Raw genomic sequence first — 16,050 nt, forward strand, 5'->3', positions numbered from 1 at the left:
AACACTTATTAATACACTGCAATTTGGTTGTTGCCATGAGCGTCAGGACAGCAGAGTTACCAGCAGTAAGTAATGTATATTATCCATCCGCTTATATAGGCCTCCATGAGTCAGGGGGGGCTTCGGAAAAAGGTAACATTGGTAACCTTTTTCAAAATACCTTTATAAAGCATTGATTATTATGCACTTTCTAGAAATCATAAAAGGTAACATTTATGGTAACTAAATAGTAACTAGGTTACCTTTTTAAATGGTAATATCTTCAATAAATAAAATTCATTAATATCAATTACATAACCAAATGTTACCTTTTAGGTTACCTAAAATTACCTTTTTACGGTTACCTCATTTCTTATTTTAAATCAGCTAGTTAACTTACCTAAAAACACATCATAACCAATGTTACCTTTTTCCGATGCCCTCCCCAGTTCACAGAGAAAAGCGTTCAATTTTTGCTTCATGTTTTGTTTGGTTACTTTTGCGTTTTTTTGCGTTGCAAATTTACTACTGGTAACTGGCTAGAGCCCCAGTAATTACTTATCTTTATTTGCTTGCATGACTGCATTATTTTGAACACATAAAGCGCGCAGGCGTGGCGTGGGTTCAACGGCGCGCGCTGGGTGAAAACATTGAGAACTACTTTGTTTGGAGTTGTCATAAGTCTAATGAGTGGATAACATCGCCACAGTGAAAGGGATATGATTATGGATTTAAACTTGATGAATTTTAGTAACTTTACGATTTGGTTTGTGTGTTTTCTTTTAATTATTACTGGTTCAACACTTAGTAGCTGGAACAGTCTAATTAGTATAAATGGTTTAATATCAGCCTTCTCATTGGTTATAGCAGCCCTTGCCTTTATGAATGCAAAGAAAACTAGGGACGATAATCAGAAATACAAGCTTATTGAGCTTAAAAGAGAAGTTACAAAAGGTTTTGCTGAACTAATTAACTCTTGGAATAATGCCAAGATTATTGTTGAAAAGTCTGAGATAACAAAAAAAGAATATAGTGATTTTGTTGAAGGCGCAGCAAAGAATGCAAAAAATGCTTATGACAATTTCCAGGATGAACGGGATTGTTTAACAATGGATAAAGTCGTTGAATACCTTCTTTCTATTGATTATATGCAGGTACAAATGCGTGGTGATATTGAGCGCATGGAAATTAAAACACAACAAATTCTTGCTCTAGAACGTAAAGTAAAAAATGTAAATCGTTAATGTGTCTATTGTGAGGGTCATCTGCCATTTTGAATAAACCCAATCTTACGATTGCTAAGGTGTTAATACAATTTGGCAGAAGATACTATGTTTTATAAAGCCAGCTTATACCCCTTAAATCTAATTATCTCTTCACCAGCCCAATCATTCACCGACAACAGCGACGAACGTATACATTCCAATTCGTTTGCATCGAATACTTCAGCTGCTTTAGCTGCATCACCAAAGCCACCGACATTGCCAGGAACTATACCCATTAATTGAGGTGGTACACGGTGAGAACCAAGTTGATCATCACGACTTACATTTTTAATAGTTAAGAATTCGTCTTTAGCTGCAATCTCAGAAACGGGTATCAACTTCATACCGTCTTTGTCACCACCAGGCGAGTGCATAAACAAGTTTCTAAAGTTGCCTGGCCCTTTGCTTTCTCGTAGCGCTTTTCTTAAATTCTTAACGTCTTTTTCATCTACGCCAGCATCGGTTAACCACATAATAAAACCTGCATGGCTACCGTTCTCATAGTATCGGCGTCTAAATAGCGTGGCGCTTTCGTTTAATAATGATGAATTCATACTTGCCACGTAATCAGGTACGCCGTAAATCTCTTGGTTTAAATCTGACTCTTTAATGTGAAATACAGTGTCACCAGAAAAGACATGCTCTTCTCTAAGGTTAGGTACCCACCAATATTCACCTGGTACTAAACCGACTCTGGTAAATTTTGCTGGCATGCGTTTATAACTTAATGCACCACCAATTCTGTTTTTAATCTTCTGCAGGTAAGCATTTTGGAAAACCAAGAAATCTAAGGCCAATGCACTGAATTCGTACATGCTTAGTTTTGGATGTGGAATGAAACAGCTTTTTAGAATGTTACGCTTAACCTGGATCGCACTGGCATGATGAACTGCAGCTCTGTATAAACGGCTTAGGCCATTTAATGAAAGCGGATATTCATAGTACTTACCATTATTCATTGCCTCCAGGTAATCAAAAATTTCGCGTTGACTTAAAACCGGTGTCGGTTCGCCAAAAGTGAATGCTTCAATTTGCTGCTTTTTTTCAGCCTTATTGTCTTTTGCCATTATTCGTAAATCTCCAGTGTTGATCCTGTGCTGCCAGTGGAATCCAATGGCTCGTTATAAAGTGCGTGCATAGCAGCCCAAGCAATATCAGCATGGCTGATCTCTTCGCTTCGGCTTGATTCATAAGTGACTTGTTTTTGGTTCGCGGTAAGTGTTTTTCGAATACTGATAAATGCCTGGGCCATGTCAGTCCAGCCAGCATCAAATTCAAAGCGGCCTTTACTGATAACATCATGGGCCTTAATAACCATTTGGCTTTTCAGATGTGCGCTGTACTTAAATGGCGTGACTTTAGGGAAAAACTTTTTAACCAATTTATAAACGGCTTCGCCAATACCTGTGTTATCGATACCGATAAATTGCACGTTGTATTTAGCGCATAAACCTTTGATTGCTTTTGCCTGTGCTTCAAAGTCCATTCCGTTCCAACGGTGTTTTTCAATAACGCGGAACTTACCACCGGGCACCGCAGGTGGGCATATAACAACACAACCGGCACTATCCCCATTACCACCACCATTTGGATCATAACCAATCCAAACTGGTCGATTGCCTAACGGTTTTGGTGCAAACGGTTTGAAGTCAGACCAAACTTCCCAACTATCAACCATACAGCGTTGCATCATCGTCATAGGGAAAACCGATTGCGTATCGTCCACGAACTCACACATTAAAAGGTTCGCGTGTTCTTCAGGACTGTATTCTAAATGCAGTGTATCTGGGTCGAATAAATCGCAGCCTTTCTTAATTGCATCTTCAACAGTAACAATCTGCTTCCATTGGCCATCTTCACACTTGCGACCTCTATTTAATGCCTGGTGTGAAACATCAACCTCGATTCGTTCAGACTTTGGACGACCTCGATTAAACAAAGCACCAGACCAAAACGGGTATGCTTCATGGCTTATTGATGACGGGGTAGAAAAATAAGTTTGGCGCCATTTCTTATGAATGGCCATGCCAGAGGCTACCTTTCTGAACTCCTGAAACTTATTAATCCAGAAGTATTCATCCAGATATAAATTACCGTGGTACGACTGAGCGGTTTTTGCATTGGTACCTAAAAAGTAAAGTGTGGCGCCATTGTCTAAAACAATTGGGTCACCTTTTAAATCAATGCCTACCGTGTCTTTAACAAATTGCAGAATGTATTGTTTAAATACATGCGCCTGGGCTTTACTTGCAGATAAGAATATTTGGTTACGGCCAGTTGTTAATGCATCGATGATTGCTTCATGGGCAAAAAAGAAAGTCGCACCAATTTGCCGGCTTTTAAGAATGTTTCTAATTCGGTGTGTTAAGCCTGCTTTGTACCATTCGCGTTGATAGTCAAACTTAGAAACAATATCGTTAAAGGCATCAATCAGCTTTTCTAAATCTTCTTCGCTGATAAAGTTTTTCTTCGACTTTTTCTTTTCGCCTGCATTTCGGTTTTGAACGTTTGGATTAAGATCGGCCTCGTTGCCACCATTGTTATATCGCGTAATGCGTGCAATCCGTTCTAATTGCCTACCCAACAAATCGATTTCTTTAAAATCTTTGCCCGATTTATCTTCTTTGGATATCAGCTGCAGCATTCGCATCTCTAATGCTGAGTCAACACGGTCGATTGGTTTTGCATCGTCCCAGCCATCGCGTTTCTTCCAACTCGATACTGTAGATTCAGGCAAATCCATATGTTTGCTTATTTCACGTACAGCCCAACCCTGCCAAAAAAGGTTTTTAGCGTACTGTCTTTGATTGTGTTCAGGATTTAGTTTCATTGCGCCAGTTTAAAGAGCTAAACAGGCAAATCCCCTTGTGTTTAGCGGTATAGCAAAGGCTATACAATTCTCACGCGTTGACCCATACAGCCCGACTATTAACCATACAAGCAACTTTATTAAGCGCCTAAACCACCACAAAGGAACAACGCAATGGCTAAAAAAGTATCTAAGTTCTTCAGAGTTTTTACTGAAGGCGACACAACCGACGGTCGCGTAGTCGAGCGCAGCTGGATTGAAGACATGGCCGAAACTTATGACACGGGCAAATATGGTGCGCGTGTATGGCTTGAGCATATTCGTGGTGTATTACCCGATAGTCCATTCAAAGCCTATGGCGATGTTCGTGCAGTTAAAGCTGAAGAAGTTGAAGACGGAAAACTCGCATTATTTGCGCAAATAGACCCAACCGATGACTTACTGGCCATGAGCAAAAAGCGCCAGAAAATCTATACCAGTGTCGAGATTGATCCTGATTTTGCAAAAACAGGTAAATGCTATTTAACTGGCTTAGCGGTTACCGATTCGCCAGCCTCACTGGGCACCGAAATGCTCGAGTTTTCTGCAAAAGCAAAAGTTAATCCTTTGACTGAAAGAAAACTGAAGCCAGAAAACCTATTCACAGCAGCCATCGAAACCAAGCTTGAATTCGAAGACGTTGAAGAACAGCCAGAAGAAAGCGGCTTATTTTCAAAAGTAAAAGAATTGCTAGGCCAAAACAAAAAGCAAACAAACGGTAGTTTTTCTCAGATAAACCAAGCCGTTGAAGCTATTGCGCAGTCTTTCTCAAACTTCGAGCAAAGCACAACCCAGCAGCTTGAAAAAGCCAATTCAAATTACACCGAACTACTCGAAGAGCATAACCAGTTAAAAGAAGACTTTAACACGCTCAAAGAGCAGTTAAGTGCCGAAGAGTCTGGCGGCCAACACCGTGCCCCAGCAACTGGCGGCGATGGCCAAGTTCAAACTGATTGCTAAGGAGCAACATCAATGAAAAACGCAACACGTACCGCATATCTAGCATTTTGCGTACAAATCGCAACATTAAACAGCGTAGAGTCGGCAGAAACTAAATTTACAGTCTCGCCAACGATTCAACAAACCCTCGAAACAAAAATGCAAGAAAGTTCTGATTTTCTTAGTCGCATTAACATTGTGCCGGTTGACGAAGCCGAAGGCGAAAAGTTAGGCCTGGGTATCAATACACCTATTGCCAGCACTACTGACACAACGCAAAAAGACCGCCAACCAATTGATCCAACTAACATGGATGCACATGGTTACAAGTGTACGCAAACCAACTTTGATACCGCTTTACGCTATGCAAAATTGGATATGTGGGCCAAGTTTCAAGACTTTCAAACTCGTATTCGAGATGCCATTTTAAAACGCCAAGCACTTGACCGCATTATGATTGGCTTTAATGGTACTAGCCGTGCTGCAAGTTCAGACCGAGCGCTAAATCCATTATTGCAAGACGTAAACGTGGGCTGGCTAGAGAAAATCCGCCAATATGCACCAGAGCGTCACATGGCAGAAGTTGTGGAAACTTCGGGCAAAATCACAATCGGTGGCGGTGCCGATTACGAAAACCTCGATGCACTGGTATTCGACTTAGTTAACAACATGATCGACCCTTGGTACCAAGACGATACTGACCTAGTTGTTATTTGTGGCCGAAAGCTGCTTTCAGATAAGTACTTCCCAATCGTTAACCAAAATCATGCGCCTACTGAGCAAGTAGCTGCAGATATGATCATTAGTCAAAAGCGCATTGGTAATTTGCAAGCTGTACGAGTGCCAAACTTTCCAGCTAATGCCATTTTAGTAACACGCTTAGATAACCTAAGCATCTATTACCAAGAAGGCACACGTCGTCGTGCAATTATCGACAACCCTAAACGCGACCAAATCGAAAACTTTGAATCGTCAAACGATGCCTATGTAGTCGAAGACTATGGCTGTGCAGCATTTGCTGAAAACATCGAGTTTAAGTAGAGGTAAGCCATGTCATCACCAGCACAAAAGCATTTTAGCAAAGTGTTAGCGGCGAAACGTGGCGATAGTGAGCACGACAATGCGCGTGCTCAAAATCACTACGAACTCATGCTAATGCAACTGGCCGAGCACCGCCGCACTTTAAAGCGCGTACAGTCACTCGATAGAAAGCTCGAAACTAAAACCAAGTTTTTACCCGAATACGAAGCTTATATTAACGGCGTATTAGAAGGTAATTCAGGCGTTCAAGACGAAGTATTTGTAACCATTCTGCTTTGGTACATTGATACCGGCAATATTGAGCAAGCGCTACCACTTGCACAGTATGCACTGCAGCATGATCTGGCATTGCCAGACCGATTTGAACGAACGCTTGCTTGCACACTCGCAGAAGAAACCGCAGAAACCGCAGCCAGACTATTCGAATCTGAAAATGCGATTACATCAAAAGTACTGGGCCAATTAGTTGCACTGACTGCAGAGCACGACATGTACGACCAAGCACGTGCAAAGCTGTTCCGCCAACTTGGCCAAGCGCTAGAAGCCGAAAACAAACCTGAAAAAGCAATCGAAGCATACAAACAAGCCCTAACTCTTAACCCAAAAGTAGGTGTTAAAAAGTTTATTGAAAAGCTTGAACGTGAGCTAAAAAAAGCCGTTTCAGATACCCAAACAACCGTAAATACCTCTGACCAAACAGAGCCAGAGGCTGGTTAACCGAGCGACCCTCGCAAGCCGTGCGGCGCTGGCTAAGTAAATTTAATAATTTGCTAAAGCCAGCCCACCGCACACAAAAGGAAATGCCCATGTTTATTGCTACAGAGCCGAACACTCAAGCAGACAATAAAGACATTACATCAGGCGATTTTTGGCCAGTTATCCAATTATCAGACGTCAGAGCGGTAATGCGACTCGACGGTACCGTCACCAATGAACGTCTAGAACATGCGGTTGTAAGCGCAGTTATTCAAGTAAACAAAGAGTTAAAAGAATGGCGCCTTAGACAACAATCAGATGGCTACAGTGTTCTCGAAGACATTCCTGCAGAACAAATTAATGATAAAAGCGAGTTACTGCATTTATACCAACGTGCAGTTTATTGCTTTGCCAAAGCAAACCTAATCGAACGCTATAACGATTTTGACTCAACAGCCAAAGGCACCAAGGACGTTGAAGACCTCGAAGATTCTGCAACATCATTTAAGCGTGATGGTCGTATAGCAATTCGCGACATATTAGATGAGAGCCATGTAACCGTGGAGCTTATCTAATGGAATTAGCACAGCGCATTTACACCAAGCAAGGTGAAACAGTCGACTCAATTTGCCATCAACACTATGGCAATACCGCAGGTATCACAGAGCAAGTGATTGAAGCCAATCCACACGTTGCTTTTTTATCGCCAGTGCTACCAAAAAATACCTTGTTATTGCTGCCAAATATTGCAAAGCCAGCATCGACAAAAAACCTTATTCAATTATGGGATTAATTATGAGTGAGCCAATATCAACAGCCAAAGCATTAGTCGCCGTGAGCGTACTCACTTTAATTCCTGGTACTGACCCTGCAGCCATCATTGGCGCGTTTACAGGTGCAGTTTTATTCATAATTTCAAACGACCAGTTAAGCAGCTTAAAAAAGTTTGGTTTGTTTATCGTGTCATTTTTTGGTGGCTTAGTTTGTGCCAATTGGTCAACTGTGCTGATAAGTCATTTATTACCCGACTCACTACAAATCAGCTCAGGTATGGGGGCGCTCATAGCCGCAGCCTGTGTTGTTCGTTTTGTGCAGTACTTAATGCGCTTAATGGACGACCCCAAAAGCGTTTTATCGTTTATTCGTGGCACAAGGGGTAAGTAATGTTATTTGCCAATACCTTAATTTGCTTAGCAATCGTATTACGAACGGCTTTGTTCGTACGAACAGGCACATACCGCCTAGGCATTGCATCAATTGCCTATGTGATCACCGTCGCAGCTGGCTCAGATATTGTGTTGCGTCTTTATCACATTATCGACACGCCAAGCGCTGCAGATCTCTTTTTTAAATTAATCGTACTCGTTGCGCTTATGCGAGCTAAAGGCAACGTGGCCATTGTGTTATCTCTGAAAAGGAACCAAAAATGAAATTAACTATCGGCAGTAAAAGCCAACAGGTTAAAGACCTTCAAACCATGCTAAATCAAAATGGTGCCTCACTAGAAGTTGATGGCTGGTTTGGCGAACTCACCGCAGCTGCAGTTGCAAACTATCAGCGTAAAGTGCATTTACCAATAACCGGCTATGCTGGCAAACGCACAATGGCCGTATTAAATAATGAGCACAGAGCCAAGTTTTTATCGCTCAGCGATATTGAACTTGCAGCCAGCGAATTAGATGTAAGCGTTGCCACCATTGCTGCAGTCGCCGAAGTTGAATCAAATGGCTGTGGGTTCTTTGAATGCGGTCGCCCAAGTATGCTATTCGAGCGCCATGTGTTTTACCGTGAAGTAAGCAAAAAAGATAAAAAGCTTGCTGCAGTGCTATCGCAAAAATACAGCAATGTTTGTAATCAAAAGCCAGGTGGTTACACTGGAGGCAGTGCCGAATATCAGAGATTTAGTATTGCTTACTTACTAGATAAAGAAGCAGCAATTAGCGCCTGCAGTTGGGGTATGTTCCAAATCATGGGCCATCACTTCAATTTGCTTGGCTATGAATCAGCCGATACGTTTAAATTAGATATGGAAATCTCAGAGCGTAATCAGTTATTGGCGCTGGTTAAATTCATCAAAGCAGACACCAACATGCATAAAGCACTCAAAAGCCAAAAGTGGGCAGAGTTTGCCAAACGCTACAACGGCCCTAATTATAAAAAGAATCTGTACGATGCAAAGTTAAGCCAGGCATACGCAGATGCACTCGAATTTATGCCAGAGTCAGACAATGCTGCCGCTTAATGCTATATCAGCAAAACTTAAGGGCTACATTACCGTAGCCCTTGTTTGCATTATTACTTTGTGTGGTGGGTTTATTTGGTACCAAGCCAACCAAGTTGAAAAGCTGCAGCTTGAAAAAAACATTGTTACTACTGCACTGCAAACCACATCGGCATCATTGGCCAAAATGCAAAAGCTGTCTGAAGAAAACCAAAAAGCACAAGCCAAGTTAAGGTTACAACTTGCTAAAGCAAATAGCGCCACTTCAAGCCGTCAACAAACCATTCAAGACTTAAAGCGAGAACTAAATGATGTTAAAGCATGGGCTAATACTTTGCTGCCTAATCCTATTAGCAGCTTGCACCAGCGGCCAGAAATTACAGGCAGTGAACAATTCCGTGAATGGCTGTCCAATCGTCATACCGTGCCGGTTACCCGCGAGCAAACCGATAACAAACGAAAGCCTAAGCAGTGAAATCAGCATAATCGAACAAGCCTGGCACGATTGTGCAGCACAGGTCGATATGATCATCGAGTGCCAGCAAAGGCTAAAGGAACAAAACAATGAATAAGCCAAGCCAAATTCGAACGCTATTAAGTAAAAGTATTGCAGCACTTAAACAAAACCCCGAAAACCTGCACGTATTTATTGAAGATGGCAATATTGCCGCCACAGCTGCAGCAGGTAACCTAAGTTTTGAATATCAATTTACGTGCGTTGTGATTATTACCGATTTTAATACCCATGCAGATAATGTGATCATTCCTTTGCTTGGTTGGATAGCACAAAACCAACCCGAACTTTTGCAAAACGAAGAACGCAGAAAAGACGGCTTTCAATTCAAAGCAGAACTGCTTAATCACTGTACGTTTGACCTTGAAATTAAACTTAAATTGACCGAGCGCGTTAAAGTCACCGAGCAACAAAATGGTTTACATGTTGAACATTTGCCAGAACCCACCTTTGAAGATGACATCGACTGGACGCTATTCACAAATGGAGTCGAGACGCAGTGGCCACCAACGACCTAAACCAAATTAATGAACTGTTTGATGGCTTAATCGAGCGGCTATCAGCGCAAGAACGTAAACATCTTGCCCGTGATATTGCTCGAAAACTCAGAGCTAGCCAAGCAAAACGTATCAAAGAAAACAAAGCCCCAGACGGCAGTAACTTTGAAGCTCGTAAGCCTCAACCCAGTTGGCGCAATAAAAAAGGCAGCATCAAAAACAAATTGATGTTTCAAAAACTCATTCGCACAAAATATTTAAAACCAAAGTACAGCGAGAATACAGCAAGCACAGGCTTTATTGGTTTAATGGCGTATATTGCCAGGCAACACCAATATGGTTTACGCGGTAAAGTGAATGATCATATTCAAGTGCAATACCCAGAACGGCAGTTATTAGGTTTTACTGATGATGAACAGCAGATAATTGAAGAAACGATAATTAAGTATTTAGAACCAATCAAATAGAGCTATAAACCCACTTATACCCCTCTAGTTTGTTGCTCTAACCAAACCAACTAGCAACCATAGCGGCATGAACATTGCCGCTGAAATCGCAGAATTAAAACGACGCATAGATAACCTGATACGACTTGGCACAGTTGCCGAAGTTAAATCGGGTTATTGTCGTGTAACAACGGGCGAAATAACCACTGACTTTCGCCCGTATTTAACCATGCGTGCCGGCACAGCAAAAACAAGTTGGCGTCCATCGATTGGCGAGCAAGTGATCTTATTCTCATTGAGTGGTGACCTAACCAATGCTTATGTTTTGCCATCACTTAACAGCGACCAAAACCCAGTACCTGATGACCATGAAACCCGGTTAAAAACAACATTCCCAGACGGTGCAGTGTTTGAATATGACCCTGAAACCAGCCAGTTAAGAATATCGGGTATCAATACCGCATTAATTGAAGTAGTTGAAAGTACTCAAATCGACTGCCCAGAAAACACCATAAACGGCAATGTCACCATTAACGGTGATTCAACTCTAAATGGCGCAATCAATCACACTGGCCACATGACCAATACAGGCGGTATTGAAATTGATGGTATCGAGTTTGGCGAGCATGGCCATGAAGGTGTTAAAGCAGGCCCAGACCAAGCAGGCCCACCAGTATGAAGTACGTAAGCTTAAATCGTAAAACGGGCTGCTTAGTCACAGAAACCGCCCATATTCAGCAAAGCATTGAAGATATTTTAACAACGCCAATTGGGTCGCGTGTAATGCGCCGTGACTATGGCTCAGAGTTATTTCAATTACTCGACCAGCCACACAATGGCGCAACACGACTACGCATATTTGCAGCAATCATTACTGCTCTGACTATCTGGGAGCCTCGCGTAACCATTAAACAAGTTGAGCTTTCAGACCCCGCTTTATCTGGCAAATTAAAAATCAATTTAGTAACAGATCGAAATGAGCGCATCGAGGTGCAATATGCCTAAGCTAATCGACTTATCAAAAGTTCCAGTGCCAGACATTATCGAAGAACTGAACTTCGAACAGCTCTACGAGAAAAATAAACAGCTACTTATTAGTATCGAACCAAGCTATGCAGAGGCGCTGCAATTTGATTCAGACCCACAAGCCAAGCAGCTGCAAATTCTCACTTATAGAGAAATGCATTTAATTGCTAAAGTTAACCAGGCAACACGCGCAAATATTTTGGCCTCAGCATTTGGTAAAGATCTCGAAGCTTTTGCATCTAACTACAATATTGAACGACTGGTAATTACACCTGAGAATCCAGCGACCAATCCGCCAACACCTGCAGTATTAGAAAGTGACGATGCATTAAAGCGCCGTGTTCAGCTGGCGTTTGATGGGTTAAATACTGCTGGTAGTGTCGACGGATATATTTTTCATACTCTTGGCGCCGATGGCCGTGTTTTAGATGCAGATGTCTATAGCCCAGCACCATGCGAAATGGTCGTCGTTGTGCTTGCGCATACACAAACAGGCCTACCAACCAATGACTTGCTAATAAAAATACGTAACCACTTTGGTTTGACCGACGACGGCACAGCACAACTTAAAACTCCCAGTAAGATTCGCCCACAAGGCGACCGCGTAACCGTACAAAGTGCCGAGATAATCAATTATGCCGTTCAAGCCGAGCTCAACATTATGCCTGGGCCTGATAAGCAAGTCGTACTTGCAGCTGCTACCCAAGCTTTAGCTCAATACCAACTTGAGCAGCGTAAACTAGGTGCGAGTATCACTTTATCTGGTATTTACAAAGCACTGCATCAATCTGGCGTAAACGATGTAAACATCATTCAACCTGCGAATAATGTAACCATCGAAGCGTATCAAGCTGCTTATTGCACAAGTATCAACATCAGTGTTGGAGCCTAGCATGCAGTTCTTTGATTCACTGTTACCACCGAACGCCACCAAACTAGAAAGAGATCTAGAGCAAGTCATTGCTAATGCAATCGATATTGATGTGCAAATTCAAGATTTATGGGACCCAGAAAAATGTCCATTTAAACTATTGCCTTGGCTTGCTTGGGCTTACTCAGTTGACCATTGGGAAGACAGTTGGCCAGAGCATATTAAACGCGCCGTAGTCGCCAACTCATTCGACATACATAAACACAAAGGTACACCATACGCACTGCAAAGAGCACTAAACAGCCTTGGCATTCGCACCAACATGCTCGAATGGTGGGAGGCAAAAGCAAACGGCCAACCAGGTACCATGAAAGTATTAGCTATGCTGACCGAAAACTTCACCAGTGACAAAAACACGCTGTTTACCAAAGAAATGCTCGAAATGGTCACAGAAGCAATTCGAGCACACAAACGCGGCAGCATTCATTTTGAGCTAGAGCTTGGCATTGCTTTCGAAGAGCAATTCGCGCTCGCTGGCGTTGTTAATCATGGCATTGGTTATACCGACTTCACTGCAGAAGCAGTTCCATTGGTACCCAATCCAGTCAGTGAAAATTTAATAGTGTATGGCGTAAATCATCAAGCGCATTTTGCTGATCATCAAGCTTCATTTTCAGCTGCAGAGCCATACCCAGCCCAAAGTTTTATAGAGCTTGGCGCTGTGGCCAATCAAATCATCTTTTCTGATATTTCATTAAACGGAGTTGTGTAATGCACCTTAAATTGCAATTTACAGAAGCAGGGTTAGCCGCTTGCTTATCTGCCAAAGACAAAGGTTTAAAAGCCGAAATCACGCACATGGCGTTTGGTTCTCACGCTTATACACCTTCAAAAAATCAAACATCGCTTAACCGAGAAGAAGAGCGCATAGAAATTTCTGATTACGAAGACCAAGGTAAGCAGCTCAGAGTAGCAGGTGCATTTACTGGCGACCTTGAATACGAGATTAGAGAAATAGGTATTTTTTGCGGCGATGTATTACTTGGCGTATATAGCCAAGAAAACAAATTACTTGGTTACAGAACGCCAGCTGTAAAGGTTGTTCAATGGTTCACTTTGGGCATTGAAGCCTTACCAACCGACAGTATCACCGTTGTTATTGGTACCAACAATCTAAACCTGATTTTAGACAAAGAATTTGTAATGGGCGGTCTTGCGTTTGTCAAAGGCCAAACCGCTTTGGTTAAACAAGCTCACTGGAACATGCAGCTTAGTGAGCAACTAAGACAAATGGAGGGCTCAAAATGAGCGTAACTGAACAAATCGAAGCGTTAAAAATCGCATCAGCTGAGCAAACACTTGCATCGCAGGCGTTAGCGCAAGAAATGGAAACTAAAATCTTTAAGTCAATTCAAGATTTAGAGAGTCAGTCTGCAGATGCTATCAATAGAGTGAACTCTGCAATTCAAGAAATAAATACGGCAATACCGACATCTGTTGAAAAAATGTTACACCAAAAAATATACATTGATCCAGACAATGGTGATGACGCAAACACCGGTAATGCGAAAGCCACTCCCAAGCGCACGCTAAAATCGGTTATTGATAATGTTCCTGATGGCGCTACCGTTGCAATACTTGCAAATCCGGGGACAACACTCACAATAGATGAGCCAATCATTGCAAATAATAAAAATATTGTGTTTTTTATCTCAGATTTATCATTAGTTTTTAATGAGCGTATTGAGCTATATAGAAGCACGCTGAAATGTCACTATATGCTAGTCGACATAGTACAAAATACGTCATTTGCAATTTATCACTTTAGCAGTGATATATATTTAACTGCTCAAAACTTAAAACCAACGGCAGGCAATCTTGGATTTACTAGACAGAATTATGCATCTGGATTTCTAACAAATGCTGGTACATACACATCTAATGTTGCGTTTCAGTTTAGTGTCAGTGATATGCCTGACACTTATCATATTTTTTCGCGTCCGACTTGGTTCGCATCAATGATTGCGTCACTACACAGCTTGACTCTAGGAGCGAACGTCGCGTTGTTCGATCCAGCATACGAAAGCATTCAAGTCGGCACTAAAGGCGTTTATCTAGTTGGAGCATAAAATGGTAATTTCATTCAAACATAACGATAAGACATACTTAAATTACAACATCGAAAGCGACGAGTTTGCTACATTAGCAATTCCAGACGCTGAAAAATTATTGATAGTCAAAAACGCTAAAACTGACATTGTCAGAAAAGATCGCAATGATTTATTAGCACAAACTGACTGGACGCAAATGCCAGATGCGCCACTGGCAACTGAAAAGAAAACAGAGTTTGCAGAATATCGCCAGGCACTTCGAGATATTACAAACAATCTCGATAACCCTAACGAAGTAACTTGGCCAACACCACCAACCCTTTAACCCCCAACCACTATCCAGCCAGTTATACCCATTAAATAACTGGCTTAGCTTCGGTGCTATTAGCACTCTACCTCTGTTAATTTAAACAGCACCGGAGCTAAATTATGGATTATCACCACGGCGTGCGAGTCATCGAAATAAACGAAGGCACACGCACCATTCGCACCGTATCAACATCAATTGTTGGTATTGTTGCCGTCGCAGATGACGCAGACGCAACTCAATTCCCACTTAATCAACCTGTATTACTCACAAACGTACAAAGTGCGATAAGTAAAGCTGGCACACAAGGTACACTTAAACGCTCTCTTCAAGCCATTGCCGACCAGGTTAATACCATGTGTGTTGTTGTTCGAGTTGCACAAGGCGCAAACGAATCAGAAACAACCGCTAATATTGTTGGTACCACAACCGTTGATGGCGAGTACACAGGCCTAAAAGCCTTACTTGCAGCGCAATCTAAGCTCAAAGTTAAGCCTCGCATTATTGGCGTACCAGGTTTAGACAATTTACCTGTGGCCACAGAGCTTACAGCCATTGCTAAAAAGTTACGTGCATTTGCTTATGTCTCTGCTTTTGATTGCCAAACTAAAGAGCAAGCGGTTACCTATCGTGAAAACTTCGGCGCCCGTGAAGTTATGGTTATCTGGCCTGATTTTGTGGCATTCAATGTTGATACTGAGCAAGAAGAGAACGCCTATGCAACAGCCCGAGCGCTTGGCCTTCGCGCTAAAATCGACAAAGAACAAGGCTGGCATAAAACACTTTCAAACATTGCGGTTGATGGTGTAACGGCTACATCCAAGCCTGTTTTCTGGGACTTACAAGACCCAGCCACCGACGCAGGGTATTTAAATACCAACGAAGTAACCACACTGATTAATCAGAAAGGTTTCCGTTTCTGGGGTTCTCGTACTTGTTCAAGTGATCCGCTTTTCCAATTCGAAAACTACACACGTACCGCACAAGTGATTGCAGACACAATCGCTGAAGCACACATGTGGGCAGTCGACAAACCCCTAACACCAACATTAGTGAAAGATATTGTCGAAGGTATCAATGCCAAATTCCGCGAACTAAAAACCAACGGTTACATCATCGATGGCCAAGCCTGGTATGCAGAAGACACAAACGACAAAGACACACTTAAAGCTGGCAAGTTGTTTATTGATTACGACTACACACCAGTGCCACCGCTGGAAGACTTAACTCTTCGCCAACGTATCACCGACCGTTATTTAGTCGATTTCGCAGCTGGCATTTCTGCATAA

The 16,050-nt window shown here is 42.1% G+C and carries 22 protein-coding genes; 20 read left to right on the plus strand and 2 right to left on the minus strand.

Features of this window, described 5'->3' with window-relative positions:
* The first annotated feature begins 704 nt into the window (after positions 1-704).
* Positions 705-1,223, plus strand: a complete 519-nt coding sequence (locus ACH784_RS10230) for a hypothetical protein (protein WP_404389872.1) — start codon at positions 705-707, stop codon at positions 1,221-1,223.
* A gap of 92 nt (positions 1,224-1,315) precedes the next feature.
* Here the strand turns inward: ACH784_RS10230 and ACH784_RS10235 are convergent, their stop codons facing one another.
* On the minus strand, positions 1,316-2,311 hold the full coding sequence (locus ACH784_RS10235; RefSeq protein ID WP_404389874.1) for a phage portal protein: 996 nt from the start codon (positions 2,309-2,311) through the stop codon (positions 1,316-1,318).
* Entirely contained in the window at positions 2,311-4,074 is a 1,764-nt protein-coding gene (locus tag ACH784_RS10240) for a terminase ATPase subunit family protein (RefSeq protein WP_404389876.1), read from the minus strand. Before ACH784_RS10240 ends, ACH784_RS10235 begins: the two co-directional genes overlap by 1 nt.
* Before the next feature lie 153 nt (positions 4,075-4,227).
* Here ACH784_RS10240 and ACH784_RS10245 point away from each other — a divergent pair, with 153 nt between their 5' ends.
* The 19 genes from ACH784_RS10245 to ACH784_RS10335 all read left to right on the plus strand — a co-directional run bounded on the left by ACH784_RS10245 (position 4,228) and on the right by ACH784_RS10335 (position 16,050).
* Complete coding sequence (locus ACH784_RS10245; RefSeq protein ID WP_404389878.1) at positions 4,228-5,052, plus strand: GPO family capsid scaffolding protein; 825 nt, start codon at positions 4,228-4,230, stop codon at positions 5,050-5,052.
* A gap of 12 nt (positions 5,053-5,064) precedes the next feature.
* Positions 5,065-6,072 (plus strand): phage major capsid protein, P2 family, encoded by a 1,008-nt coding sequence (locus ACH784_RS10250; protein ID WP_404389880.1) that lies wholly within the window; start codon positions 5,065-5,067, stop codon positions 6,070-6,072.
* 9 nt (positions 6,073-6,081) lie between these two features.
* Positions 6,082-6,789, plus strand: a complete 708-nt coding sequence (gpM, locus tag ACH784_RS10255) for a phage terminase small subunit (protein ID WP_404389882.1) — start codon at positions 6,082-6,084, stop codon at positions 6,787-6,789.
* Positions 6,790-6,878: 89 nt separating this feature from the next.
* Positions 6,879-7,343, plus strand: a complete 465-nt coding sequence (locus tag ACH784_RS10260; RefSeq protein ID WP_404389884.1) for a head completion/stabilization protein — start codon at positions 6,879-6,881, stop codon at positions 7,341-7,343.
* On the plus strand, positions 7,343-7,561 hold the full coding sequence (locus ACH784_RS10265; protein ID WP_404389886.1) for a tail protein X: 219 nt from the start codon (positions 7,343-7,345) through the stop codon (positions 7,559-7,561). Before ACH784_RS10260 ends, ACH784_RS10265 begins: the two co-directional genes overlap by 1 nt.
* Before the next feature lie 2 nt (positions 7,562-7,563).
* Entirely contained in the window at positions 7,564-7,932 is a 369-nt protein-coding gene (locus tag ACH784_RS10270) for a putative holin (RefSeq protein WP_404389888.1), read from the plus strand.
* Positions 7,932-8,198 (plus strand): phage holin family protein, encoded by a 267-nt coding sequence (locus ACH784_RS10275; protein ID WP_404389890.1) that lies wholly within the window; start codon positions 7,932-7,934, stop codon positions 8,196-8,198. The genes ACH784_RS10270 and ACH784_RS10275 overlap by 1 nt, the downstream gene beginning before the upstream one ends.
* Positions 8,195-9,010 carry an N-acetylmuramidase domain-containing protein gene (locus ACH784_RS10280; protein ID WP_404389892.1) on the plus strand — a complete coding sequence of 272 codons (816 nt, stop codon included), beginning with the start codon at positions 8,195-8,197 and terminating at the stop codon, positions 9,008-9,010. Before ACH784_RS10275 ends, ACH784_RS10280 begins: the two co-directional genes overlap by 4 nt.
* 290 nt (positions 9,011-9,300) lie before the next feature.
* Complete coding sequence (gene lysC, locus ACH784_RS10285) at positions 9,301-9,561, plus strand: Rz1-like lysis system protein LysC (protein WP_404395242.1); 261 nt, start codon at positions 9,301-9,303, stop codon at positions 9,559-9,561.
* Entirely contained in the window at positions 9,554-10,021 is a 468-nt protein-coding gene (locus ACH784_RS10290; protein WP_404389894.1) for a phage tail protein, read from the plus strand. The genes lysC and ACH784_RS10290 overlap by 8 nt, the downstream gene beginning before the upstream one ends.
* On the plus strand, positions 10,003-10,467 hold the full coding sequence (locus ACH784_RS10295) for a phage virion morphogenesis protein (protein ID WP_404389896.1): 465 nt from the start codon (positions 10,003-10,005) through the stop codon (positions 10,465-10,467). Before ACH784_RS10290 ends, ACH784_RS10295 begins: the two co-directional genes overlap by 19 nt.
* Before the next feature lie 67 nt (positions 10,468-10,534).
* A complete protein-coding gene (locus ACH784_RS10300) occupies positions 10,535-11,125 on the plus strand; it encodes a phage baseplate assembly protein V (RefSeq protein ID WP_404389898.1) in 591 nt (196 codons plus the stop codon).
* Positions 11,122-11,451 carry a GPW/gp25 family protein gene (locus ACH784_RS10305; RefSeq protein WP_404389900.1) on the plus strand — a complete coding sequence of 110 codons (330 nt, stop codon included), beginning with the start codon at positions 11,122-11,124 and terminating at the stop codon, positions 11,449-11,451. The genes ACH784_RS10300 and ACH784_RS10305 overlap by 4 nt, the downstream gene beginning before the upstream one ends.
* Positions 11,444-12,364 carry a baseplate J/gp47 family protein gene (locus ACH784_RS10310; RefSeq protein WP_404389902.1) on the plus strand — a complete coding sequence of 307 codons (921 nt, stop codon included), beginning with the start codon at positions 11,444-11,446 and terminating at the stop codon, positions 12,362-12,364. The genes ACH784_RS10305 and ACH784_RS10310 overlap by 8 nt, the downstream gene beginning before the upstream one ends.
* Before the next feature lies 1 nt (position 12,365).
* Complete coding sequence (locus ACH784_RS10315) at positions 12,366-13,115, plus strand: phage tail protein I (RefSeq protein WP_404389904.1); 750 nt, start codon at positions 12,366-12,368, stop codon at positions 13,113-13,115.
* Positions 13,115-13,651 (plus strand): hypothetical protein, encoded by a 537-nt coding sequence (locus ACH784_RS10320; RefSeq protein ID WP_404389906.1) that lies wholly within the window; start codon positions 13,115-13,117, stop codon positions 13,649-13,651. Before ACH784_RS10315 ends, ACH784_RS10320 begins: the two co-directional genes overlap by 1 nt.
* On the plus strand, positions 13,648-14,472 hold the full coding sequence (locus tag ACH784_RS10325; protein WP_404389908.1) for a hypothetical protein: 825 nt from the start codon (positions 13,648-13,650) through the stop codon (positions 14,470-14,472). The genes ACH784_RS10320 and ACH784_RS10325 overlap by 4 nt, the downstream gene beginning before the upstream one ends.
* 1 nt (position 14,473) lies before the next feature.
* On the plus strand, positions 14,474-14,779 hold the full coding sequence (locus tag ACH784_RS10330; protein WP_404389910.1) for a tail fiber assembly protein: 306 nt from the start codon (positions 14,474-14,476) through the stop codon (positions 14,777-14,779).
* A 101-nt stretch (positions 14,780-14,880) separates the two neighbouring features.
* A complete protein-coding gene (locus ACH784_RS10335) occupies positions 14,881-16,050 on the plus strand; it encodes a phage tail sheath protein (RefSeq protein ID WP_404395244.1) in 1,170 nt (389 codons plus the stop codon).

The organism is Pseudoalteromonas phenolica (assembly GCF_044788725.1).
Classification (GTDB): Bacteria; Pseudomonadota; Gammaproteobacteria; order Enterobacterales; family Alteromonadaceae; genus Pseudoalteromonas; species Pseudoalteromonas phenolica_C.